The sequence below is a fragment of the Lentzea albidocapillata subsp. violacea genome (assembly GCF_900100275.1).
Taxonomy (GTDB): domain Bacteria; phylum Actinomycetota; class Actinomycetes; order Mycobacteriales; family Pseudonocardiaceae; genus Lentzea; species Lentzea violacea.
Genome location: NZ_FNET01000005.1, coordinates 347,267 through 370,733, shown reverse-complemented (window position 1 = coordinate 370,733; position 23,467 = coordinate 347,267). Strand labels below are relative to the sequence as shown.

The window sequence follows — 23,467 nt, the reverse complement described above, 5'->3', positions numbered from 1 at the left end:
ATACGACAACCGGGTATTTGTGCTGTTGCCGCGCATTCCCACCTGACCATTACTCGTTAACCAGACCTTGCTGTACCGGTCACAGTAGACCGTGGTCTAATCCCACACCAGAAAGGAGCCGAATTGAGCATTTACCTCAGCGGCACGCTCTGGGTTCTCGGGGCCGCCGCCATCTCCGCCGTTCTCGTCGTCATCACCCGCCGGTTCGGCTCGGCGGACGTGAACGAGAAAAACCTCGGCGCGGGCGGGTCGGTGTTCAGCATCGTCGCCGGCCTGCACGCGGTTCTCGCCGCGTTCATCCTCATCTCCCTGTTCGACTCGGCCAACGGCGCCGAGGAACAGGTGCAGAAGGAGGCCAACGCGCTGGTCGCCGTCACCTGGTCGGCGGACTCCCTGCCCGAGCCCGCGAAGTCGAAGGTCGACCAGCTGATCCGCGACTACGTGTCGACCGTCGTCGACGACGAATGGCCCCGCATGCGTGAGGGCGAAGAGGTCGGCAACCAGGGCTGGACCACGTTGAACCAGCTCAGGGACACGATCTCGACGGCGGCGCCGGACGGCGGCTGGCAGGAGGACCGCAAGGCCGAGGCGGCGAACCAGCTGTGGGAGGTCTACCAGGCCAGGCAGGAACGGCTGGACGCGGCGGACAACGGGGTCAACCCGGTCGTGTGGCTCGCGCTGCTGATCGGCACCGGTCTCTCGCTGCTGTTCCCGTACCTGTTCGGCGGGCCGACCCTGACCTCGCAGCTGCTGATCACGATCACGCTGAGCTCGACGCTGGTCCTGCTGCTGTTCGCGATCTACCAGTTGCAGAACCCGTTCAGCGGCGGCGTACTCATCCCGCCGGACGCGTTCAGTTCCGCGTTGGACCGGTTGAGCTAACGGGGGTCGGTCGTTCCGTCCGCTTCCTCGATCTGGACGGACAGCACCTCGCCGTCGATGAACTTCGGCAATACGTCCGTGTGAGTGAAGTAGCGATTCGCGAATGCGCCGACCGCCCTGGTGGACGCGGCGTCGACGCCACCGCCGATGACGCCGCCCAGCAGCGGAACGCCCTTCGCCACGACGGTACCGAGTTTCTTTGTACCGTATTTTGTGATGAGTGCCGACGCGGCCTTCTTGGTGAACTGCTTGATGCCGACTTTTTTGAACAGCTCGGTTCCGGCATTGCCGAGAAGGCACAGCAGGATGGCCATCTGCACCTCATCGCTGTCCACGTCGTGGCCACGCAGCGACGCGATGGACGCGATGAGGTGCGTCTGGATGACGTAGGTGGCCGCGACGTTGGACGGCAGCGAGATCGGCAGCGTGATCAGGCCGCCGAGGTTCGTGAGGAACCCCTGCGCGCCCGCGAGCGCCACGTGCGTGCGGACGAGGTGCTTGATCGCGTCGGTCTCGTCGCCCTTCTTGACGAGGGCGTCGGACGCCGCCTCGCGGGCGCTCTTGAACGGCCCGAAGCCGTCGACGCCGGCGCGCAGCAGGTAGTCGGCGATGCCCTGCTGGGCCTTGTTCAGCTCACCCTTGGACTCAGCCACGAACCCGACATTACGCGTCCGGCCCACGCTCGGAGAGCTCAACCGGCGACTCCAGCGTGGTCACCGCGCCCGTGCTGCCGTCCACGGTGATCCGCTCGCCGGTCCTGATCCGCGTCACGGCCTCGCGCACCCCCACGACCGCCGGAATGCCGTACTCCCGCGCCACGACCGCGCCGTGCGAGTTCGCGCCGCCCATCTCCATCACGAGGCCGCCCGCCGTCAGGAACAGCGGCGTCCACCCAGGATCCGTCGACGGCGCCACGAGAATCTCGCCCGGTTCGAGGTGCGCGCCGACCGGGTCCATGACGACGCGCGCGATGCCGGTGATGGTGCCTGCCGACGCCGGAGTGCCGACGAGATCGCCCTCGGCGGGGGCGCCGTGGTGCACGGCTTCGGGTTCCGTGCCGTCCGACAGCAACACGCGCGGGATGTGCCTGCGTCGCATCTCGCGGCCGTAGACCTCGCGGCGCCCGGCCACGATCGGACGCAGATCTCCTTGCGAGGAGCGCATTTCCTCGAAGTTCAGGAAGAACACGTCGTCCGCGGCGTCCAGCCGGCCGGCCGCGACAAGTTCGGCACCGATGCCCGCGACGCGCTTCCGCAACGCGCCGAACAACGTGATGATCAGGTACTTCGGGTACTCCCGCAGGCCGGCGAGCATCCTGGTGCGGCGCAACGCGAAGCGCACGAACCAGCCGCCGCCTCGGGCACGGCGGGCGAGCGTGTCGATCATCGCCTCGGCTTCGGCGGCACCGCGTGCGAAGACCGCGTCGGGGTGGCCCTGGTCGCCTTCCAGGCGCAGGAAGTTCTTGATGACGCCGATGACGTGCGCCGGGTCGTCGGACCACCGTGGCAGGCCCAGGTCGATCTCGGCGACGGCGCGGTGGCCCCACCGCGCGAGGAAGCGGTCGAGCGCGGCGGGGCGTTCACCGTTCTGGAACTGCCGTAGCGCGACGGGATCGTGCCGGATCTCCTGCGCGAGGTCCCACATCGCCATGTCCATCTCGGTGGTGATGTTGTTCGGCAGGCCGCGCAGCACGGTCTGCAACTCCCCCGGCCCGGTCCTCACGATCTTGCCGACCAGGCCGAGCATCGCGAAGCCGACCAGCGCGGTGGGCGCGAGGCGGGGCAGCACCGGCACGACGCACTGCTGCAGCGCCTGCTCGATCGAGAGTGCCGCGGACTTCTCCAGGATCTCGCGTTCCAGCCGCAACGCGTCCCGCACGGCCTTTTCGGGGTTCGCCAGCGCCTTCATCGCCGTCACGGGCACGTGAAAACGGCGGGCCAGCCTGAGAACGCGCTTCAACGCGGGCGTCGGCGAGGAGTTCCTGATCGCGAACCTGGGATCGTCGAACAGGCCACGCAACACCTCGGAGGAGCGCGCCTCCATCACACCGAGCAGGCGCGTGACGAACTCACGACCCACCTTGCTCTGCAACACCTTGGTGACGTCGAAGAAGATGCGCTCGCCACTCTCCACATAGGACTTGCTCTTCGGATCGCCGATCACGATCTCCAAAGCGGACTTGGAGATCTCCCGGAACGCCGCGCGCCCCATCGGCGTGATCGGGCGTTCGAGCCCCTGCGCGAGGCTGAAGCAGAAGTAGGCGTGCGCGTTGCCGTCCGGGTTGTCCGGCAACGGGAACAGCGTCGTGATCGGCCGCGCCTGGGTGAGGTGCAGCTCGCCGTCGTCGTCGATCGCCCACTCGATGTCCTGCGGCGAGCCGTAGTGCCGCTGCACCTTGCGGCCGAGGACGGCGAGCCCGTGGACCTGCCCGTCGGTGAGGCACTGGTCTCCGCTCTCGCCGACCTCGACGTGCTCGGTACCGCCTCCGGGCAGCGAGCGAACGACGAGTTTCTTGTCCCCCAGTCGTTTCTCGGCGATCTCACTGCCGTCGACGACGAAGTGGTCGGGGTTGACGGCGCCGGACACCACGGCCTCGCCGAGACCAGGGCTCGCGTCGATGACGATCTGGTCGCGCGTGCCGGTGACCGGGTTCGCCGTGAACATCACGCCGGACACCGCGGACTGCACCATCCGTTGCACGACAACGGCCAGGTAGGTCGTGGTGTGGTCGATGCCGTTGGTGTCGCGGTAGCTGACCGCGCGGTCCGTCCACAGCGACGCCCAGCACCGGCGCACGGCATCGACGACCTCGTCCTCGCCGACGACGTTGAGGAACGTGTCCTGCTGGCCCGCGAAGCTCGCGAACGGCAGATCCTCGGCCGTCGCGCTGGACCGCACCGCGACCGGGACGCCGGCGCCGCCACCGTCGCCGAGCTCGCGGTACTCGGCGAAGATCGCGTCCCGGATCTCCTGCGGCACAGCGGTTTCCAGCAACGTCCTGCGGGCGTTCTCCGGAGTGGTGCTTGCCAGTTCGTCGGCACGCGCGACGGCGCGGTAGGCGTCGGTGGTGACGCAGAAGCCCTGCGGCACCGGGAAGCCGGCCCTGGTGAGCTCGCCGAGGTTCGCGGCCTTGCCGCCCACAGTGGTGAGCATCGTGCCGTCGATGGACTTGAAGCCGATGGTGAACGTCATGGTCACCCCTCCAGGTTCCGCCTGAAGAGGAGGCTACGAGCATTCGGCCAAAAACTCAACACGTGATGAATAAATCACGGCGTCAGGATGAAACGTCCTGATCAGAGCGCTCAACCCAGTCCGGGAGGGCTCGCCCTGACGCACGCCGTGAAAGGCACTGTGTCCTGCGCCGTCACACCCGCGAGCCGTCGCCGAGGACGTACGCGGCCTCTTCGAGGTGCTCTGTGTGCCGCGCACCGGCGCACGCCGTTGGTCGAGGAGTTCATCGGGACAGCCCGGCAGGTGTGAAGACGAAGCTGTCGCGGAAGCCGCCTTCACCACGCCGCGTGGCCATCAGCCGCATCTCCGGCATGAAGTGGAAGAACACCAGCGCACCCGACCGGTCCGGGTAGCCGAGCGTCTTCGAGTACTTGGGATTCGTGCCGCCCAGCCACAACGGCGGCTCGCCGTACTCGGCGATCACGTCGTCGAGCAGGCAGTCCCGCTCCCCCAGCACGCCGGGGATCCGGCTGTCGGCGTCGAGCGACAGCCAGCCCTGCCGGTGCGCGAGGTCCGCGTACACCGACGCCATGACGTCCTCGCTGCGGTGCCCGAGCGCCTCGTGCACCGCGCCGCTGACCATCGCCGCGTTCGCCGCGCCGCGCTTGACCAACGCCTCGAGCTCGGTCTGCCACCGGTCCGTGCGGTCGTCGGCGAACGCCAGCGCGTCGAGCAGGGTGAGGATCACCGCCTCACCGCCGTACATGCCGGGACGCCGGACAGCCGCGTTGAGCTGACCGAGCAGGTACCGGCGTAAGTCGTCGAACGAAGGCATCTCTCCCCCTTAATGCGAGATGTTCTATCAGTTGCGGGTGGGCGAAACGGAATCGCCTTCATGACCGACAGGGGAGGCAACAACTGGGGAAGGGTCACATGAGCGTCAGCAACCAGCAGATCGTCGCGTACTGGGTCGAGCACGAGGTCGAGCTCGTCATCGACTGGAGCACGGCTCACGAACGATGCTGGCGCTGCGGTTACAGGTCCTCACTGAAGCAATGCCCTGTCGTGCCCGCGTCGATGGGCGGTACCGGCGCCGCGGACAACCTCGTGCTGCTGTGCGGACGGTGCGTCGGCGAGGCACCGAGCCACCAGGACCCGCAGTACCTGTGGCGCTGGCTGCGGGCGACGTCCTCCTCGGCCAACGAGACGTACTGGACGTTGCGCGGGTGGGAGGAGTTCGAGGTCATCTTCGGCCGCAAGCCCCTGGAGTGCTTCAAGGAGGCGTCGGTCGACCACCGCTCGCTGGACGCCGAGTGCCGGGCGCTGGCGGCGGACGAGTTCGCGAAGACCGTCGTTCACTTCGGGGAGGGGCGGCTCAACCCGTCGACGATCGCGTGCGTGATCGCGGAGATCGAGAAGAAGCTGGCGGACCGTCACGGCATCAAGTTGCCGTGACGGTCCGCCGCACAGATCAACTACCTGGTCAGCTGCAGCCCGACGTGCTGCCGCAGCCCTCGCACAGGTAGCACGAGCCGGCCGGACGCATCTTCGTGCCGCAGGTCATGCACAGCGGCGCGTCCGCGGCCTTGCCCAGGTGCAGTTCCAGCAGCTCGGTCGAGCTGCCCACCTGCCTCGGCGCCTCGACGGCGGCCTCGACCTGCTTCGGAGCGGCCTCCACCGACCCGCGCAGACCCTCGAGGTCCACATCGGACGAAGGAGCGCCGTACTCACCGGCCACCTGCGCCGAACGCTCGTCGGCGGTGAAGATGCCGAGCTGCGCGCGCTTGTCGTAGGACAGGTAGTCCAGCGCCAGGCGGCGGAACAGGTAGTCCAGCACCGACGTCGCGATGCGCACGTCCGGGTCGTCGGTCATGCCCGCCGGCTCGAAGCGCAGGTTCTGGAACTTCGAGACGTAGAACTCCAGCGGGATGCCGTACTGCAGGCCCACCGAGATGGACATCGAGAACGCGTCCATCACACCGGCGAGCGTGGAGCCCTGCTTGCCCAGCTTGACGAAGATCTCGCCCAGGCCGTTGTCCGGGTAGGAGCCGGCGTGCAGGTAGCCCTCGGCGCCACCGACCGTGAACGACACCGTCTGCGACGGGCGCTTCTTCGGCAGGCGCTTGCGGACCGGGCGGTACTCGACGACCGTCTCGGTCTTGGCCTCGGCACCCTTGTTCGCGCCCTTGCCGGCGGACAGCGGCTGGCCGACCTTGCAGTTGTCGCGGTAGATCGCGAGCGCCTTCAGGCCGAGCTTCCAGCCCTGGTAGTAGATCTCCTCGACGTCCTCGACGGTCGCCGCCTCCGGCATGTTGACCGTCTTGGAGATCGCACCGGACAGGAACGGCTGCGTGGCCGCCATCATCCGCACGTGGCCCATGGGTGCGATGGAACGCTCGCCCATGGCGCAGTCGAAGACCTCGTAGTGCTCGCGGCGCAGGCCCGGCGCGTCGACGACGTGGCCGTGCTCGCCGATGAACTCGACGATCGCCTCGATCTGCTCGTCCTGGTAGCCCAGCGACTTCAGGGCGCGCGGCACCGTCTGGTTGACAATCTGCATCGAGCCGCCGCCGACGAGCTTCTTGAACTTGACCAGGGCCAGGTCCGGCTCGATACCGGTGGTGTCGCAGTCCATCATCAGGCCGATGGTGCCGGTGGGGGCCAGCACGGACGCCTGGGCGTTGCGCCAGCCGTTCTTCGCGCCGATCTCCAGCGACTGCTGCCACGCCTCGGTCGCGACCTTGTGCGTGGCGGCGTCGTTTCCGCCGTAGGTGCGGATCAGGTCGTTGGCGGCGGCGTGCTTGCGCATGACGCGCTGGTGGGCCGTGGCGTTGCGCTTGTAGCCGTCGTACGCGCCGACCATGCCCGCGAGCTCGGCGGAACGGCGGTACGAGACACCGGTCATCAGCGAGGTGATGGTCGCGGCGAGCGCGCGGCCGCCCTCGGAGTCGTACGCGTGGCCGGTGGCCATGAGCAGCGCGCCGAGGTTGGCGTAGCCGATGCCGAGCTGGCGGAACTTGCGGGTGGTGTCCGCGATCGGCTCGGTCGGGAAGTCCGCGAAGCAGATCGAGATGTCCATCGCGGTGATGATCAGCTCGACGGCCTTGGCGAACGTGACGGCGTCGAACCGGCCGTCGTCACCGAGGAACTTCATCAGGTTCAGCGACGCGAGGTTGCAGCTCGAGTTGTCGAGGTGCATGTACTCGGAGCACGGGTTGGACGCGGTGATGCGGCCCGACTCGGGGCAGGTGTGCCAGTCGTTGATCGTGTCGTCGTACTGGATGCCGGGGTCGGCACAGGCCCACGCCGCCTGGGCGAGCTTGCCGAACAGCGACTTGGCGTCGACGCGCTCGATGACCTCACCGGTCTGACGCGCGCGCAGGCCGAAGTCGCCGCCGCTCTCGTAGGCGTGCATGAACTCGTCCGACACGCGGATCGAGTTGTTCGCGTTCTGGTACTGCACCGACACGATGTCCGCGCCGCCGAGGTCCATGTCGAACCCGGCGTCGCGCAGCGCGCGGATCTTGTTCTCTTCCTTCGCCTTGGTCTCGATGAACTCCTCGACGTCCGGGTGGTCGACGTCGAGGACGACCATCTTGGCCGCGCGGCGGGTGGCGCCACCGGACTTGATGGTGCCCGCGGACGCGTCCGCGCCACGCATGAACGACACGGGGCCCGAGGCGGTGCCGCCGGAGGACAGCAGTTCCTTCGACGAACGGATGCGCGAGAGGTTCAGGCCGGCACCGGAGCCGCCCTTGAAGATCAGGCCCTCCTCGCGGTACCAGTTGAGAATCGACTCCATCGTGTCGTCGACCGCGAGGATGAAGCACGCGCTGACCTGCTGCGGCGAGGTCGTGCCGACGTTGAACCACACCGGCGAGTTGAAGCTGAACACCTGGTGCAGAAGCATGTAGGTGAGCTCGTGCTCGAAGATCTCGGCGTCCTGCTCGGCCACGAAGTAGCCGTGTTCCCTGCCGGCACCCACGTAGGTCTTCACGACGCGGTCGATCAGCTGGCGCAGCGACTGCTCGCGCTTCTCACTGCCGACGGCACCCCGGAAGTACTTGCTGGTGACGATGTTCGTGGCGTTCACCGACCAGAACTCGGGGAACTCGACACCGCGCTGCTCGAAGTTCACCGAGCCGTCGCGCCAGTTCGTCATGACGACGTCGCGGCGCTCCCACGTGACCTCGTCATAGGGGTGGCGGCCTTCGGTGGTGTAGACGCGCTGGATCTTCAGCGCGGCAGGCTTGGCAGCCGCCCGTGCGGCTGTCTTCTTGGCTGAGCCGCCGACGGTCTCGGTCACGGTGGATCTCCCTCGTGCTGGTGCTTAGAAAAGATGGTGGTTGCGCGCGCTTGGGCGCACGCGGATCACTGCTCGGCCGGTGAGTCCTCGGCGCGGGCAGTACGAAGATCAAGGATTTCCTTCTCGAAGTCCTCTACCGACGAGAAGGAGCGATACACGCTCGCGAAGCGCAGATAAGCGACCTCGTCGAGTTCACGCAGGGGGCCGAGAATGGCGAGGCCCACCTCGTGACTGGCGATTTCCGCGCATCCGGTCGACCGGATCGACTCTTCCACCCGCTGGGCGAGTTGCTGGAACGCGTCCTCGTCGACCGGGCGGCCCTGACACGCCCTGCGCACGCCGACGACCACCTTGTCGCGGCTGAACGGCTCCGTCACCCCGGAGCGCTTGACCACGGCGAGAACCGCTTCTTCGACCGTGGTGAACCTGCGGCTGCAGCTGTTGCAGGAGCGGCGACGACGGATCACCTGTCCCTCGTCGACTTCACGGGAGTCGACCACCCGTGAGTCCGAATGACGGCAGAACGGACACCGCACGCCACTTCCCCCTTCTCAGCGCAGCACCTACCGCAGCAGCCTCACTGGTCGGGTTACCCACAACCTGTGGACTACTTACGACGGTGTAACCACTAGATGTAGGGGTTGAACCTAGATCGCCGCAGGGGAGCAACGCAACTCGACACACCACTCGAACGGGGGAACGTTGCGCCGATCAGCGGCGATTACGCAAAAAAACCCGCCGGTGACGGAGCGTTCACGTCACGGCGGGCACCGAAACACAAGATGTAGGGGCAGACCTACGGGGTGACCCCCGCCTGCTGTAGGTAGAGCACGCCGAGCGCGACCACCGTCAGTGCGCTCAGGACACCGACCGCGATGAGTTCGAACAGCGACTCGCGCTTCGGCCGGACCTCACACGAGCTCGACTCGCGCGACGTGGGCACCACGAGCGGGCGCGGCTTGGTCGCCGGCCTGCGCGGCATGACACGAGGACCCGAACGGAGTGGACGTCCCGCTGCGACGTCCGCGTCTTCGACTACCCGCATCCGCTTCTCGACGAGCACCGCCATCACGACCTCCATCGCAGGTCAACCACCATGATCGAACAGGGGTTCGATCGAACGTCCGTGCGAATTTCTACCAGACCCGCCGCCCTGACGCCACAACACGCGCCCAAATACCTCGAACAGGTGTTTGATCTGTGCAGCAAACACGACTACCGTCGACCACGAAGATCGACGGAGGCCGGAATCCCATTCGAACTGGGGGCGGCGAGGAGGACAGCGACCGTGGCAGGCAAGACGATCGAGCCGGACCCAGCTCTTGTGGGCGCAGCGGTGAGTGAGATCGCGGGAAACGCCGGCCTGACTTTGCGCCAGCGCAAAGTGCTCGACGTGATTCGCGATTGGGTCGACCGATTCGGCTACCCGCCGAGCGTGCGTGAAATCGGTGAGGCCGTGGGGCTGACGTCGACCTCGTCGGTCGCGTACCAGCTGCGCGCGCTGGAGCGGAAGGGCTTCCTGCGCCGCGACCCGAACCGCCCGCGCGCGGTGGGGATGCTGCCCAACGAGATCGACGCGGGCCTAGACCCGATGTCCAAGCCGACGCCCGCGTACGTGCCGATGCTCGGCCGGATCGCGGCCGGTGGCCCGATCCTGGCCGAGGAGGCGATCGAGGACGTGTTCCCGCTGCCGCGCGAGATCGTCGGCGAGGGCGAACTGTTCCTGCTGCGCGTCGTCGGTGACTCGATGATCGACGCCGCGATCACCGACGGCGACTGGGTCGTGATCCGCAAGCAGCCCACCGCCGACCAGGGCGAGATCGTCGCCGCCATGATCGACGGCGAGGCGACCGTGAAGACGTTCAAGCGCAAGGACGGCCACGTGTGGCTGATGCCGCACAACACGGCCTACCAGCCGATCAACGGCGACGAGGCCACCATCCTGGGCAAGGTCGTGACGGTGCTCAGGCGTCTGCCGTAGTTTCCCCGCGGGCCCGCTTCTTCTTCTCGAAGAAGTCGAGCCACTTGTCCCTGGTGGCCTCCATGTCCACCACGACGAACGCGAAGAACTGGCCCATGTCCTTGAGGCGGGCTCCGACCGGGGTGCCGAGACCGAAGATCTCGGCACCGTCCAGTCCTGTCTGCGCCCAGATCGAGTTGCGCTGGGCGCTCGACAGCCATGCCCGGTACCAGAGGTCGTCGCCCAGGAAGTAGCGCATGCGCTTGCCGTCGCGTTCCGCGTGCAGCAGGTCCAGTTCCTGCAGGTAGGCGGTCGACCGCGAGACCGTTCCCGGGCTCACCGACAGCCGCAGCACGAGTTCCGTCGCGGACAGGCTGCCCCGGTCGGTCATGAAGATCTCCGCGAGGATCCGCGCCGCCGTGCGCGTCAGCCCGGTCTGCCGGAAGACCGCGACCAGCCTCAGGTGGAACTCCTGCACCTGCGCCGGACTCCGGTCGAACGAGTACGCCTCCTCGTCGACGTCGAGGTCGTCGACAGCGGGCATCCGGCGCATGGCTCGTTCGCTCGCCGCACGGTGCGCGGCGCCCGGCCGGTAGCTGTTGTGGCCGCCGTTGCGGGCCACCTCGCGCTGGATCGTCGAGGCAGGCCTTTGCAACCGCCTCCCGATTTCGGAGTACCCCAGCCCGTCCCAGAGGAACTGGGCGATGAGCTGCCGTTCTTCTTCGTCTAGTCGCTTACCAGGCACGACACCATGGTGCCTTGCGCTTCAAGCCATTGCAATGAGTCTTTTGACTTCGTCCGCAAACGTTTTTAGCTTGCAGGTAGGGGAAAGAACCTCGTTGCAAGGGGGAGACAATGCCACTGAGTCCGATGACGTACCCGGACGGGCACGTCGGCTGGCGGGCGCACGATCACGCGACTGTGCGCGCGGTGCTCGCGGACGGCAGGTTCAGCATCCGGCCGGATCTGATGCACAACCCGTTCGGGCCGGGCAGCCCTGGGGACGCGCCGCCGTCGCCGCCCGGTGCGTTCACCGACCACGACCCGCCGGACCACACCCGGTACCGGAGCAGGCTGACCGGTCAGTTCACGGTGCGGCGGATGCGGCTGCTCACCGAGCGGCTCGAGGTGATCACGGCTGAGCACCTCGACGCGCTGGCCGCTCAGGGGTCTCCCGCTGATCTGGTCGAGCACTTCGCGGTGCCAGTGCCGGGGCTGATGATCTGCGAGTTGCTCGGCGTTCCGTACGAGCGGCGAACCGAGTTCCAGCAGGACGCGATGGTGCTGACCGGGGCGAGCGGCGCGGAGGCCGGCGAGGCCGAGGCGATGTTCGCGGCGTTCGGAAGGCTGCAGGAGTTCATGCTGGAGATGGTCGCGGCCAAGCGGGCTGAGCCGACGGACGACGTGCTGAGCGACCTCGTCCACTCGGAGGCGGGCGGGGCACCGCTCACCGACGACGAGATGGCGGCGATGGGCATGGCGTTGCTCGGGGGCGGGCTCGACACGACCACGAACATGTTGTCGCTCGGCGCGTTGGAACTGCTTCGCGAGCCGGCTCGGGTGCAGGCGATGCTCGCCGATCCGGGTGCGGCGGTCGAGGAGTTGCTCCGATATATCAGTTTGACGCCCGCTACGGCGCGTACCGCGTTGGAGGACGTCGAGATCGACGGCGTCGTCGTGCGCGCGGGCGACACCGTGTTCGTCGAGCTGGGGTCGGCGAACCGGGATCCGGCGCGCTATGCCGATCCGGACGCCCTCGACCTGGCTCGGGGAGCGATCGGGCATCTTGCGTTCGGGCACGGCATCCACCAGTGCATCGGGCAGCACCTCGCGCGGATCGAGTTGAAGATCGCCTTTCCCGGCCTCTTCACCCGGTTCCCGAAGCTGCGGCTGGCCGTTCCCGAGAGCGAGTTGCCGCATCGGGCGAGTGTGGTGATCGGCGGCCTGGAACGGATGCCCGTCGCCTGGGACTGACCGTCAGGCGCGGCGGCGCAGACGCAGGCCGATGACCAGGGCGGCGATCAGCACGATGCCGCCCAGGGTCAGCGCCAGAGGCCAGTTCTGCCAGGACGACGACGCCGGCGGGGCCGCTTCGGACTGGTCTGCGGCGGGCGGTGGTGTCGTGGTCGTCGGCGGGGGTGGCTGGGCCAGGGCCGCGGCGCCCGCGACGGCGCGGATCGCGGTGCCGGCGCCCTCGGAGGCGGAGAGCAGGGTGCCGTCCGGGTCGAAGGCGATGGCCTCGCCCTGGGGTTCGTTCGGCAGCGGGACGCGGACCGGGTCGCCGGACAGGGCCTTGACGACGTCGCCGTCGGGGACCGGGTACAGGTAGGCGTCGGTGTAGGTGCGCAGGGCGATGACGGAGCCGTCGGCGGTCGAGGCGGCTCCGGTCACCAGGCGCGAGTCGAGGGTGCCTTCCAGCGGGCCGCCGGGGGTGTCCGTCGTCGCCAGCGACACGCGTGTGACCTGCTCCAACGGCACCGATATATCAGTTCGGAGCGGGGCCGTCGGGCGATATACCAGTGCGGAGCCGAGGGGTTCCTTGGTGATGATGTACGGCGTTCCGGACTTGTCGATGAACAACGCCTCGGCGTCGTGCTTGCCGTCCGGGTACGTGACGCGGAACCGCTCCACGGCACCTGTTGGCGAGACCTTGTGCAAGGCGACCGTGGAGCGGGACTTGTTGTTGTCGCCGGTGTCGGACGCCCAGAGGGTGCCGTCTGGCGTCATCGCCAGGTCTTCGACGTCGTACGGGTCGACGGGCGCCGTGATCGTGCGCGTCACCACGCAGTCACGGCCCATGACCTGGATGCGCAGCGTGCCGTTGTCGCTGTCGCTGACGGCGAAGAGCTGTTTTCCGTCGGACGTGAGCCCGGAGAGCTCCTGCATGGCTACCGGGCACACGTCCACCGGTGGAGGCGGGAGGATCAAGCAGGCGTCCCGTTCGTCGCGAACTCCTCGAGCACACCCGCGAGGTCCGGGCGCACGCGGGCGTTGAGCAGCGTGCCCGACTCCGTGTGCTTCTCGGACAGCACCTCGCCGTCGCGGTGCACGCGGGCGACGACCTCACCGCGCGCGTACGGCACGAGAGCCTCGACCACGACCTCGGGACGTGGCATCAGCTCGGCGATGCGGACCTTCAGCTCCTCGATGCCGAGGCCCGAGTGCGCCGACACGAACGACGCGTCCGGGAACAGGTGCCGCAGCCGGGCCATGCCCAGGTTGCCCACCGCGTCGATCTTGTTCACGACGAGCAGCTCGCGCGGCATCGGCGTGTCCGTCTTGTCGTTGATCTCGGCGAGGACCTCGCGCACGGCCTTGACCTGCTTCTCCGGCATGCCGTCGGAGCCGTCGACCACGTGCACGAGCAGATCGGACTGACCGACCTCCTCCAGGGTCGAGCGGAACGCCTCGACCAGCTGGTGCGGCAGGTGCCGGACGAAGCCGACCGTGTCCGTCAGCGTGTACGGCAGGCCTTCGGGCGTCAGCGCGCGGCGCGTCGTCGGGTCGAGGGTGGCGAACAGCGCGTCCTCCACCAGGACACCGGCGCCCGTCAGCGCGTTGAGCAGCGACGACTTGCCCGCGTTCGTGTAGCCCGCGATCGCGATGCTCGGGATCTCGTTCGCCGTGCGGCGGCCCCGCTTGGTCTCGCGGATGACGCCGATCGCGGCGATCTCGCGGCGCAGCTTCGAGATGCGCGCGCGGATCCGGCGGCGGTCGGTCTCGATCTTGGTCTCACCGGGACCACGCAGACCCACACCGCCGTTGCCGCCACCGGCACGACCACCGGCCTGCCGCGACAACGACTCACCCCAGCCGCGCAGGCGCGGCATCAGGTACTGCAGCTGGGCCAGCTCGACCTGGGCCTTGCCCTCCTTGGACTGCGCGTGCTGCGCGAAGATGTCCAGGATGAGCGCGGTGCGGTCGACGACCTTGACCTTGAGCTTCTCCTCCAGCTGACGCAGCTGGCCTGGCGAGAGCTCGCCGTCGCAGATCACCGTGTCCGCGCCGGTCGACTGCACGACGTCGCGCAGCTCGGAGACCTTGCCGGACCCGATGTACGTCGCCGCGTCGGGCTTGTCCCGCCGCTGCACGACGCCTTCGAGCACCTCGGAACCCGCGGTTTCGGCGAGGCGGGCCAGTTCGGCCATCGACGCGTCGGAGTCGGCGGCGGTGCCCTCGGTCCACACCCCGACGAGCACGACCCGCTCCAGGCGGAGCTGCCGGTACTCGACCTCGGTGATGTCCTCGAGCTCGGTGGACAGGCCCGCGACACGACGCAATGCGGCGCGCTCGACGCGTTCGTAGTCACCTGTGGAGAAGTCCTCCTCTTCCCAGGTGCCGTCGAACTCCGGGTCGAACTCTGTGCTCTGGATGTTTTCCGTCATTTGCCCTTCATCGTCCCACGGACAGTTAGTCCCCCGGATACACCGCGAGGTAGATCGCCACACGGGGAACATCCGGCTTGACCGGTTGCGCGGCCAGCTCATCCATCAACGACGCGAGCCGCTGCTTTAGTTCCTCGGGGTCGACGGTGACGACCAGACGGCTCTGATCCACGTCACTGAGCCCGATGTCGGCGACCTCGCCGAGGAAAGCGTGCAGCATCGCCTCGCCGACGGCGACCGCATTTTCGCTGTTGTCGAGCTGCCAGGACAGCCCTGTCGACCGATAGGGGATCTCCTTGGCCCCCCGGTTGCCCGCGCGGGACGGCATCGCCTCCAGGAATCCGGCGGCGACGAGCTTGCGCACGTGGTGCAGCGTCGTGGCGGGGTCCTTGCCCAGGCGCTGCGCCAGCTCCTTGTTGGTGAGCGGGCGGTCGAAGGTCATGCGGATCATCCGCAGCCGCAGGTCAGAGCTCAGAGCCGCGGCTTCCTCGCTCGTCGCGGGACGTCGCTTCCGGGAGAGTGGCACGCGCCCAGTCTAAGTGATTGACAGTTTCCAATCACTCGGCGCAGACTCCCCGGCATGACGCTTTGGGGGCATCACGACTTCCGCCGGCTGTGGATCGGCGACACCATCAGCCAGTTCGGCGCGAGCGTGGGCATCACGGTCATACCGCTGCTCGCGGCCGGTGTGCTGAACGCGACACCGTTCGAGATGGGCATGCTCGCGGCGGCGAGCACGATGGCGTTCCTGCTGATCGGACTGCCCGCGGGCGTCTGGGTCGACCGAATGCGCCGCAAGCCGCTGATGATCGCGATGGACGTCGTCCGCGCCGCGCTGATGCTGAGCGTGCCCCTCGCGTGGTGGTTGGGGGTCCTCGACCTGCCGCAGCTCATCGTCGTGAGCCTGGCGATCGGCGTGTGCACGGTCTTCTTCGACGTCGCCTACCAGTCCTATCTGCCGTCACTGGTGGGACGCGACCAGCTCGTCGAAGGCAACTCGAAGCTGCAGGCCAGCATGTCCGTGGCCGAGGTGTCGGGACCGGCGATCGGCGGCTATGTGGCGCAGTTCCTCGGCGCGGCCAACGGCGTGCTCGCGACCGGCCTCGGCTACCTGAGCTCGGCGTTCTTCCTCTTCCGGATCAGGACCGTGGAGTCCGTGCCGGAACGCCACCCCGACCCACACCTGCGCCGCGAGGTCATGGAAGGCCTGCGGTTCGTCTTCGGCAACGCCACCCTGCGCAAGATCGTGGCCTGCACCGGCACGTCGAACTTCTTCCACGGCATCCAGAACGCCGTCAGCGTGCTGTTCCTGCTGCGGGTCGCCGGGCTGAGCGAGGGCACGGCGGGCCTGGTCTTCAGCGCAAGCGGTGTCGGCGGCGTGCTCGGCGCGATGGTCGCGCACCGGCTCGGCGTGCTGATCGGACAGGCCAGGCTGATCTGGCTCGTACCGATGCTGACCTGGCCGTTCGTGTTGCTGATGCCGTTCACCGAGCCGGGCTGGGGCATCGCGTTCGCGATGGCGGGGCTCGCGATCAGCGCGTTCGGCGTCGTCGTCTACAACGTCGGCCAGGTGAGCTACCGGCAGGCGATCTGCCCTGACCACCTGCTGGGCCGGATGAACGCCTCGATCCGCTGGGTGGTGTGGGGCACGACGCCGCTGGGCGCGCTGCTGGGCGGCGGGCTCGGCTCGTGGATCGGGATCGTGCCGACGCTGTGGGTCTCGCTCGTCGGCTCGGTGGCCGGGATGGGGTGGGTGCTGTTCTCGCCGTTGCGGTCTATGCGGGACCTGCCGGCCACGGCTAGCGTCGAGGCCCATGGCTGAGGCACAAAAAGCACGCACCACGGTGCTGCGCGACGGTCTCCACTTCGGCGAGGGACCGCGACGCGGCCCCGACGGCCGCCTCTTCTACTCCGACTTCTACGCGGGCGAAGTGCACGCCCTGGACCTGACGACAGGTGAGGACGAGGTCGTCGTCGCGTTCGACGGCCAGCCCTCGGGCCTCGGCTGGCTGCCCGACGGACGCCTGCTCGTCGTGTCGATGCTCGACCGGACGGTCCGCCGCCTCGAAGGGGACGCCCCCGGAAACAGGGCGTTGGTCCTGCACGCCGATATATCGGATATCGCGACCTTCCACGCCAACGACATGCTCGTCGACGGCGAGGGCCGCGCGTACGTCGGCAACTTCGGCTTCGACCTGCACGGCCTGATCGACGACGTCGGCATCCCGCGACTGCTCGAACCGGACTTCGACCCGCAGGGCGCCGCGCTCGCGCTCGTCCAGCCCGACGGCTCCGTCAGCGTGGTCGCCGAGGACCTCAAGTTCCCGAACGGCATGGCGCTGCTGCCCGACCCGACGGGCGAGTCCGAGAGCGGCAATATATTGGTGGTGGCCGAGACCGTTGCATTCAGACTCACTTCGTTTTCGGTCGACCGCAACGGATCGTTGCAAAACCGCAGGGTGTGGGCCGATGTGAAGGAGTTCGGGATCGCGCCGGACGGGATCGCGGGCGACGGGGACGGCGTGTGGGTGGCGCCGGCGTTGCAGCCGGCGGCGTTCCGGGTGACCGAGGGCGGCAAGATCACGCATCGGGTCGAGACCACGCAGACGGTGTTCGCCGTCGCGGTCGTCGACGACCACCTCGTGTGCCTGACGGCGCCGGATTCGAATCCGAGCGTGGTCAAGCCGGACAGGCTCGGGAAGATCGAGATCTACAAGCTGAACTGATATATCGGATATCAGTTCACGCGAGGGCGTCCCACCAGGACTTGTCGAGTTCGCCGCGGGCGACGAGCACGGCAGGTCCGGTGAGCGTCGACGTCGTCGGCTCAATGGTCACGAAGACCTGGCCGCCGAGGACGTCGACCGTCGCCGAGCCGGTGGTCCTGCCCTGGCCCGCGAGCCAGGAGGCGACGGACGCGACGGTGCCGGTGCCGCACGAGCGGGTCTCGCCGACGCCGCGCTCGTAGACGCGCATGCGCAGCGCGCCACCGCGAGGCGACTCGGCATCGATCACGTTGATGAGCTCGACGTTCACGCCGTGCGGGAACATCACCGGGTCGAAGCCGGGCGGCACGGTCAGGTCGAAGCTACTCACCGGGAGGTCGGTGACGCACGCCAGGTGCGGGTTGCCGACGTCGACCGCGAAGCCGCCGATGCCCGCGCCGCCGACCGCGGCGATGGACGTGCCGGTGACCCGTGCGGGGCCCATGTCGTTCGTGACGGAGCCGTCCGGGTGCGTGGTGACCGTCTTGTTGCCCGCGCGGGTGGCGACGACGAACGAGCCCTGGGGCTGGTGGCCCGCGTCGACCAGGTAGCGGGCGAAGACGCGCAGGCCGTTGCCGCACATCTCGGCGATGGAGCCGTCGGCGTTGCGGTAGTCCATGAACCACTCGGCACCGGACTCGCCGCCGGCCCGCACGACGCGCAGCACGCCGTCCGCGCCCAGGCCGCGCTGCCGGTCGCACAGCGCCTGCACGCGGGCGACGGTCAGGTCCAGCTGGTCATCGAGGTCGGGCAGGACGACGAAGTCGTTCTCCGTGCCGTGCCCCTTCACGAACTCCACGGGACCAGATTACCGGCGGCTTCCAAAAGATCAGGGCGAGCACCGTCGAGCCAGGTGATGCGCTGGTCACGCCGGAACCACGACCGCTGCCGCCGCACGAACCGGCGGGTGGCGCGTTTGGTCTCCTCCGCGGCGAAGTCGATCGTGCACGCTCCGTCCATTGCGGACAGCACCTGCTGGTACCCCAGGGCGCGTGAGGCGGTCTTGCCGTCGCGCAGGCCGATCCGGACGAGGGCGCGCACCTCGGCCTCCAGGCCGCCCGCGAACATCTGGTCGACGCGCAGGTCGACCCGCGCGTCCAGTTCGGACACCTCGCGGTCGACGCCGATCTGGACGGTGCCGTAGCGCGCGGGGCCGGGCTTGGGGAGGTTCGCGGAGAACGGTTGCCCCGTCAGCTCGATGACCTCCAGCGCGCGCACGATGCGACGGCCGTTGGACGGCAGGATCGCGATCGCGGCGGCGGGGTCGAGCTCCTGCAGGCGCCGGTGCAACGCCTCGGAGCCCGACGAAGCCAGTTCGGCCTCGAAACGCAGGCGCACGGCGTCGTCGGTGCCGGGGAACTTGAGGTCGTCGAGCACCGCCTGCACGTAAAGCCCCGAACCCCCGGCGAGGATCGGCGGGCGCCCGGACGCGAGCAGGTCCTCGATGACGGCCCGCGTCTCCCGCTGGTAGGCGGCCACGGACGCGGTCTCGGTGACGGACAGGACGTCGAACAGGTGGTGCGGCACACCCCGGCGCTCGGACACGGGCATCTTCGCCGTGCCGATGTCCATGCCCCGGTAGAGCTGCATGGCGTCGGCGTTGACGACCTCTCCCCCGAACCGCTCCGCGAGCGCGACGGCGAGGTCGGACTTGCCGGTCGCGGTGGGTCCGACGACGGCGATGGGCGTGATCAAGGGCGCTCCCAGACAGCGACGTGGTAGCCCACGCCGAACGGTGCGAAGAACTCGGCTCCGGAGCAGTGCCACGGTCCGGGCACGCCGGCGAGGACCTGCCACGCCGCACGGCCCTGCGCGCCCAGTTCGCGGGCGAGTTCGAGGTCGAGGCCGAGCAGGCCGTCCACATCGGCGGTCGCCAGCGCGGTGTGGACCGAAGAGTCGAAAGGTCCCGAACGCTCGTCGTCGGAACCGGGCGAGCGGGGACCGTGGCGGGTGGAGCCGTCACCGAGGACCAGCAGTCCGCACTCCTCCGCCGCGAGTTGTTGTCCAAACGAGACACAGTCGGAGGCAGGCAGGTCACGGGGAACGAGTTCAACGCGTGACACCTCGACCGCGCAGCGTTCCCGAAGCCACGCGGTGATCAGCACAGGCAACGGAATGCGGGCGTCCGGCGGCAGGTCACCGCCGAGTGACACAGGCAAATCGACCCCATAACCGAGAAAAGTTCCCGACAACGGTGGCACGTACGTAGCACGACCGCCGTCGCCCACCGCCACCGCGACCCACGGACCGGGCAGTTTTCCTGCTGCGGCAAGGGTTGCGGCGCGCACGGGCTCGGTCTCGGCGGCGGCTCCCACGACCAGTTCTGGCACCAGAAGGGGTGGGTGCGGCACCACCACAGCGCGGGTGATCACAACGAACGAGGCTACCTATCGTGGACTCCCAGTACCGAGTCGAGCTCTGACCTGTTTGAATGCGCGCGGGGAACTGGGGACGGGAGACCCTCCAGCGCCCGTATTGCATCGGCCCCGCCAACGGCGGGGCGCCCGTGGCAGGCACGGGCGTCAGATGGGAGGAACCGGCGATGTCGGAGCAGGACAGCACACCGGAGGCCGTGGCCATGGCCACCCCCGTGGAGGTTGCAGCCGAGGGTGTGGTCGAGGAAACGCCGAAGGAGACCGCGCAGGCGACGCCTCCGGCCGTCCCCGTGGCGTCGGACCACCCTGACCGCTGGGGGCGCGTGGACGCCGACGGCACCGTGTACGTGAAGACCGAGGACGGCGAACGTGCTGTCGGGTCGTGGCAGGCCGGTGAGCCGGTCGAGGGTCTCGCGCACTTCGCGCGGCGCTTCGACGACCTGCGCACCGAGGTCGAGCTGCACGTGTCGCGGCTCAAGTCCGGCGCCGGCGACCCCAAGCACGCCCTGACCAGCGCGAAGCACGTCAAGGAGCAGCTCGCCGAGGCCGCCGTCGTCGGTGACCTCAAGGCGCTGGCCGCCCGCGTCGAGTACGTGCTGGTCCAGGCGGAGGCCGGCATGGAGAAGGCGAAGGAGGCCAAGGAGGCCGCCCGAGCCCAGTCCGTGGCGCGCAAGCAGGCGCTGGTCGACGAGGCCGAGTCGATCGCGAACGAGTCGACCCAGTGGAAGGTCGCGGGCGACCGGCTGCGCCAGATCCTCGACGAGTGGAAGACCATCCGCGGCGTCGACCGCAAGACCGACGAGCAGCTGTGGCGCCGGTTCTCGAAGGCGCGCGACGCGTTCAACCGCCGTCGCGGCTCGCACTTCGCGGACCTCGACCGCCAGCGTTCGGTGGCGAAGACCTCCAAGCAGTCGCTGGTCGAGGAGGCCGAGAAGCTCGTCGACTCCGACGACTGGGGCACCACGGCCGGTCGTTACAAGGAGCTCATGGTCGAGTGGAAGGCCGCCGGGCGTGCGCCCAAGGAGGCCGACGACGCGCTGTGGCAGCGTTTCCGGGCCGCGCAGGACGCGTTCTTCCAGAAGCGTTCCGAGGCGTTCAGCGAGCGGGACGCCGAGTTCACGGCCAACGCGAAGCTGAAGGAGGAGCTGCTCGCCGAGGCCGAGGGCATCGACCCGGCGGGCGACCTCGAGACGGCGCGCAACCAGCTCTACAAGATCCAGGAGCGCTGGGACGCGATCGGCAAGGTGCCGCGCGAGCGCATTCGTGAGCTCGAGGGCAAGCTCCGCGCCATCGAGGAGAGGGTCCGCGGCGCCGTCGACGCCCAGTGGCGCCGGTCCGACCCCGAGGCCGAGGCCAGGGTGGCGCAGTTCCGCGAGCGCGTGGAGCAGTTCGAGGCGCAGGCCGCGAAGGCCCGTGCCGCGGGCGACAAGCGCCGCATCGAGCAGGCCGAGGCGCAGGCCGCCCAGTGGCGCGAGTGGCTCGCCGCCGCTGAGCAGGCGCTGGCGACCCGTTAGTTCGTGACGCGCCGAGGGCCCCTCTCCCGTGCGGAGAGGGGCCCTCAGGCGTTTCCAGCGGGCAATGCGGCACTTTCTAGTCGGCATGCGTCACAGCTGGGGCGGCCGCGAAGCCGCGATCTTCACCCACTTCACCAGCAGGACGATGACCGCGATCGCCGCGATGATCAGGCCGAGCCCCGGGCCGGGACCGACCACCTTGTTGCTCGTCGTGGTCTGCTGCGTCCAGATCGACAGCACGCCGGTGATCGACCCCGCGAACAGGCCCAGCGAGCACACCCACGCGAGACCCCAGCGCCGCACCGCGAGCGTGATGCCGGAACCGAGCACACCGACGCCCAGCGCGAGGTACGAGAACAGCCGTGGCAGGAGCAGTTCCGACTCGCCGAGCACGACCGCCAGCCCCGTGTGCTCCCCGACCCACGGCAGGATCAGCGACACCAGCAACGCCAGCACCGCGATCGAGATCGTGAGCGCGCCGGTGCCGGGGTCGATCCGCTTGGCCGCCTGGTGCTCGACCGCGTCGATCTCCTTGCGCAAGAAGTCCTCATCACTCACTGGGCTGCGCACCCTGAGACGGCGGGCAGCGGCTCGGGCGTCCCGAACGACGGCAGACCGAGGCCGATGCCCGCGGTCTTGGGCTTGATGCCGGCCTCGGAACGGTCACCGGCCTTGGTGCGGCGCCACGACAGCGGTTCGCCGTCCGCGACGAGGTAGTGCGGGGCCGCGTACGTCACGACCGTCTCGACGACGTCGCCGGGACGCGGAACCGTCGTCCCCGGCGCGAAGTGCACGAGACGGCCGTCGCGCGCACGGCCGCTCATGCGGTGCGTCTCGGCGTCACGCTTGCCCTCGCCGGTGGCGACGAGGACCTCGACCGTGCGGCCGACCTGCTCGATGTTCAGCGAGTGCGTCATCTCGTTCTGCAGCGTCACGAGCCGGTCGAAGCGCTCCTGCACGACGGCCTTGGGCAACTGGTCCGGCAGCTCGGCGGCCGGGGTGCCGGGGCGCTTCGAGTACTGGAACGTGAACGCCGACGAGAAACGGGCCTGGCGCACCACGTCGAGCGTGCCCTGGAAGTCCTCCTCGGTCTCACCGGGGAAGCCGACGATGATGTCCGTGGTGATCGCGGCGTCCGGCATGGCGGCGCGGACCTTGTCGATGATCCCCAGGTACTTCTCGGTGCGGTACGAACGGCGCATCGCCTTGAGTAGTCGGTCCGAACCGGACTGCAGCGGCATGTGCAGGCTGTGGCACACGTTCGGTGTCTCGGCCATGGCTGCGATGACGTCGTCGGTGAAGTCCTTGGGGTGCGGCGAGGTGAAGCGCACGCGCTCCAGTCCGTCGATCCCGCCACACGCGCGCAGCAGCTTGCCGAACGCGAGCCGGTCGCCGAACTCGACGCCGTACGAGTTGACGTTCTGCCCCAGCAACGTCACCTCCAGTACGCCCTCGTCCACGAGCGTCTGCACCTCGGCCAGCACGTCGCCGGGACGGCGGTCCTTCTCCTTGCCGCGCAACGACGGCACGATGCAGAACGTGCAGGTGTTGTTGCAGCCCACCGAGATCGACACCCAGCCGGAGTAGGCGGAGTCACGCGCGGCCGGCAGCGACGACGGGAACGTCTCCAGCGCGTCGAGGATCTCGACCTGCGCCTCTTCGTTGTGGCGGGCGCGTTCGAGCAGCACCGGCAGCGACCCGATGTTGTGGGTGCCGAACACGACGTCCACCCACGGCGCGCGCCGGACGATCTCGCTGCGGTCCTTCTGCGCGAGGCAGCCGCCGACCGCGATCTGCATGCCCGGGTTCGCCGTCTTCTGCGGGGCGAGATGGCCGAGCGTGCCGTACAGCTTGTTGTCGGCGTTCTCGCGGACCGCGCAGGTGTTGAAGACGACGACGTCGGGCTGCTCGGCCTCGGTGGCCCGCTCGTATCCCGCGTCTTCGAGCAGACCGGCGAGCCGCTCGGAGTCGTGCACGTTCATCTGGCACCCGAACGTGCGGATCTGGAAGCTCTTGCGAACCTGCGCGGTACTCACACCAACACGATAAACCCTGGTCAGTGGCCCTCCGTGAGCGGACCGCACAAAGCCGGCCCCATCCGCGCGCTGA

Annotated in this window: 22 protein-coding genes; 7 read left to right on the top strand and 15 right to left on the bottom strand. The window is 68.6% G+C overall.

Features of this window, described 5'->3' with window-relative positions; genetic code table 11:
• The first annotated feature begins 123 nt into the window (after window positions 1–123).
• A complete protein-coding gene (locus BLR21_RS14785) occupies window positions 124–882 on the top strand; it encodes a bestrophin-like domain (protein WP_090006384.1) in 759 nt (252 codons plus the stop codon).
• On the opposite strand, the gene BLR21_RS14780 is transcribed toward BLR21_RS14785, so the two are convergent.
• From BLR21_RS14780 to BLR21_RS14770, 3 genes are all read right to left on the bottom strand, one after another.
• Window positions 879–1,535 carry an EcsC family protein gene (locus tag BLR21_RS14780; RefSeq protein WP_090006490.1) on the bottom strand — a complete coding sequence of 219 codons (657 nt, stop codon included), beginning with the start codon at window positions 1,533–1,535 and terminating at the stop codon, window positions 879–881. The genes BLR21_RS14785 and BLR21_RS14780 overlap by 4 nt on opposite strands.
• Before the next feature lie 10 nt (window positions 1,536–1,545).
• Window positions 1,546–4,074, bottom strand: coding sequence for a PEP/pyruvate-binding domain-containing protein (locus BLR21_RS14775; RefSeq protein ID WP_090006383.1), 2,529 nt, complete (start codon window positions 4,072–4,074; stop codon window positions 1,546–1,548).
• Between the two features lie 262 nt (window positions 4,075–4,336).
• Window positions 4,337–4,888, bottom strand: a complete 552-nt coding sequence (locus BLR21_RS14770; RefSeq protein WP_090006382.1) for a hypothetical protein — start codon at window positions 4,886–4,888, stop codon at window positions 4,337–4,339.
• 98 nt (window positions 4,889–4,986) lie between these two features.
• Here BLR21_RS14770 and BLR21_RS14765 point away from each other — a divergent pair, with 98 nt between their 5' ends.
• On the top strand, window positions 4,987–5,508 hold the full coding sequence (locus BLR21_RS14765; RefSeq protein WP_090006381.1) for an HNH endonuclease: 522 nt from the start codon (window positions 4,987–4,989) through the stop codon (window positions 5,506–5,508).
• Window positions 5,509–5,536: 28 nt separating this feature from the next.
• Here BLR21_RS14765 and BLR21_RS14760 read toward each other — a convergent pair whose 3' ends face one another.
• The 3 genes from BLR21_RS14760 to BLR21_RS14750 all read right to left on the bottom strand — a co-directional run bounded on the left by BLR21_RS14760 (window position 5,537) and on the right by BLR21_RS14750 (window position 9,440).
• Window positions 5,537–8,359, bottom strand: coding sequence for a vitamin B12-dependent ribonucleotide reductase (locus tag BLR21_RS14760; RefSeq protein WP_090006380.1), 2,823 nt, complete (start codon window positions 8,357–8,359; stop codon window positions 5,537–5,539).
• A 65-nt stretch (window positions 8,360–8,424) separates the two neighbouring features.
• Window positions 8,425–8,895: a transcriptional regulator NrdR gene (nrdR, locus tag BLR21_RS14755; RefSeq protein WP_030474703.1), complete on the bottom strand. Its 471-nt coding sequence runs from the start codon at window positions 8,893–8,895 to the stop codon at window positions 8,425–8,427.
• A gap of 260 nt (window positions 8,896–9,155) precedes the next feature.
• Complete coding sequence (locus BLR21_RS14750) at window positions 9,156–9,440, bottom strand: hypothetical protein (RefSeq protein WP_090006379.1); 285 nt, start codon at window positions 9,438–9,440, stop codon at window positions 9,156–9,158.
• 222 nt (window positions 9,441–9,662) lie between these two features.
• On the opposite strand from BLR21_RS14750, the gene lexA reads away from it, so the two are divergent.
• Window positions 9,663–10,340, top strand: coding sequence for a transcriptional repressor LexA (lexA, locus tag BLR21_RS14745; protein ID WP_218130878.1), 678 nt, complete (start codon window positions 9,663–9,665; stop codon window positions 10,338–10,340).
• On the opposite strand, the gene BLR21_RS14740 is transcribed toward lexA, so the two are convergent.
• Window positions 10,324–11,064, bottom strand: a complete 741-nt coding sequence (locus BLR21_RS14740; protein ID WP_090006377.1) for a GbsR/MarR family transcriptional regulator — start codon at window positions 11,062–11,064, stop codon at window positions 10,324–10,326. The genes lexA and BLR21_RS14740 overlap by 17 nt on opposite strands.
• Before the next feature lie 110 nt (window positions 11,065–11,174).
• Here BLR21_RS14740 and BLR21_RS14735 point away from each other — a divergent pair, with 110 nt between their 5' ends.
• Window positions 11,175–12,293: a cytochrome P450 gene (locus BLR21_RS14735; RefSeq protein ID WP_256334680.1), complete on the top strand. Its 1,119-nt coding sequence runs from the start codon at window positions 11,175–11,177 to the stop codon at window positions 12,291–12,293.
• A 3-nt stretch (window positions 12,294–12,296) separates the two neighbouring features.
• On the opposite strand, the gene BLR21_RS14730 is transcribed toward BLR21_RS14735, so the two are convergent.
• The 3 genes from BLR21_RS14730 to BLR21_RS14720 are packed head-to-tail and all read right to left on the bottom strand — an operon-like array spanning window position 12,297 to window position 15,230.
• Window positions 12,297–13,247, bottom strand: coding sequence for an SdiA-regulated/phytase-like domain-containing protein (locus tag BLR21_RS14730; RefSeq protein ID WP_143027723.1), 951 nt, complete (start codon window positions 13,245–13,247; stop codon window positions 12,297–12,299).
• Complete coding sequence (hflX, locus tag BLR21_RS14725; protein ID WP_090006374.1) at window positions 13,244–14,704, bottom strand: GTPase HflX; 1,461 nt, start codon at window positions 14,702–14,704, stop codon at window positions 13,244–13,246. The genes BLR21_RS14730 and hflX overlap by 4 nt, the downstream gene beginning before the upstream one ends.
• A gap of 25 nt (window positions 14,705–14,729) precedes the next feature.
• Complete coding sequence (locus BLR21_RS14720; RefSeq protein ID WP_030474696.1) at window positions 14,730–15,230, bottom strand: ArsR/SmtB family transcription factor; 501 nt, start codon at window positions 15,228–15,230, stop codon at window positions 14,730–14,732.
• Between the two features lie 54 nt (window positions 15,231–15,284).
• On the opposite strand from BLR21_RS14720, the gene BLR21_RS14715 reads away from it, so the two are divergent.
• Window positions 15,285–16,526, top strand: coding sequence for an MFS transporter (locus tag BLR21_RS14715; RefSeq protein ID WP_090006373.1), 1,242 nt, complete (start codon window positions 15,285–15,287; stop codon window positions 16,524–16,526).
• Entirely contained in the window at window positions 16,519–17,430 is a 912-nt protein-coding gene (locus tag BLR21_RS14710) for an SMP-30/gluconolactonase/LRE family protein (protein ID WP_090006372.1), read from the top strand. Before BLR21_RS14715 ends, BLR21_RS14710 begins: the two co-directional genes overlap by 8 nt.
• 16 nt (window positions 17,431–17,446) lie before the next feature.
• On the opposite strand, the gene dapF is transcribed toward BLR21_RS14710, so the two are convergent.
• Genes dapF through BLR21_RS14695 form a run of 3 tightly spaced genes read right to left on the bottom strand, consistent with a single transcriptional unit; the run spans window position 17,447 to window position 19,841 of the window.
• Complete coding sequence (gene dapF, locus BLR21_RS14705) at window positions 17,447–18,268, bottom strand: diaminopimelate epimerase (RefSeq protein WP_090006371.1); 822 nt, start codon at window positions 18,266–18,268, stop codon at window positions 17,447–17,449.
• Window positions 18,256–19,164, bottom strand: a complete 909-nt coding sequence (gene miaA / locus BLR21_RS14700) for a tRNA (adenosine(37)-N6)-dimethylallyltransferase MiaA (protein WP_176929634.1) — start codon at window positions 19,162–19,164, stop codon at window positions 18,256–18,258. Before miaA ends, dapF begins: the two co-directional genes overlap by 13 nt.
• On the bottom strand, window positions 19,161–19,841 hold the full coding sequence (locus BLR21_RS14695) for a class III extradiol ring-cleavage dioxygenase family protein (RefSeq protein ID WP_090006370.1): 681 nt from the start codon (window positions 19,839–19,841) through the stop codon (window positions 19,161–19,163). Before BLR21_RS14695 ends, miaA begins: the two co-directional genes overlap by 4 nt.
• Window positions 19,842–20,011: 170 nt before the next feature.
• Between BLR21_RS14695 and BLR21_RS14690 the strand changes: the two genes are divergently transcribed.
• On the top strand, window positions 20,012–21,358 hold the full coding sequence (locus tag BLR21_RS14690; RefSeq protein WP_176929633.1) for a DUF349 domain-containing protein: 1,347 nt from the start codon (window positions 20,012–20,014) through the stop codon (window positions 21,356–21,358).
• A gap of 90 nt (window positions 21,359–21,448) precedes the next feature.
• Here BLR21_RS14690 and BLR21_RS14685 read toward each other — a convergent pair whose 3' ends face one another.
• Window positions 21,449–21,916, bottom strand: coding sequence for an Rv2732c family membrane protein (locus tag BLR21_RS14685; protein WP_090006369.1), 468 nt, complete (start codon window positions 21,914–21,916; stop codon window positions 21,449–21,451).
• On the bottom strand, window positions 21,913–23,394 hold the full coding sequence (gene miaB / locus BLR21_RS14680) for a tRNA (N6-isopentenyl adenosine(37)-C2)-methylthiotransferase MiaB (protein ID WP_090006368.1): 1,482 nt from the start codon (window positions 23,392–23,394) through the stop codon (window positions 21,913–21,915). The genes BLR21_RS14685 and miaB overlap by 4 nt, the downstream gene beginning before the upstream one ends.
• Window positions 23,395–23,467 lie beyond the last annotated feature (73 nt).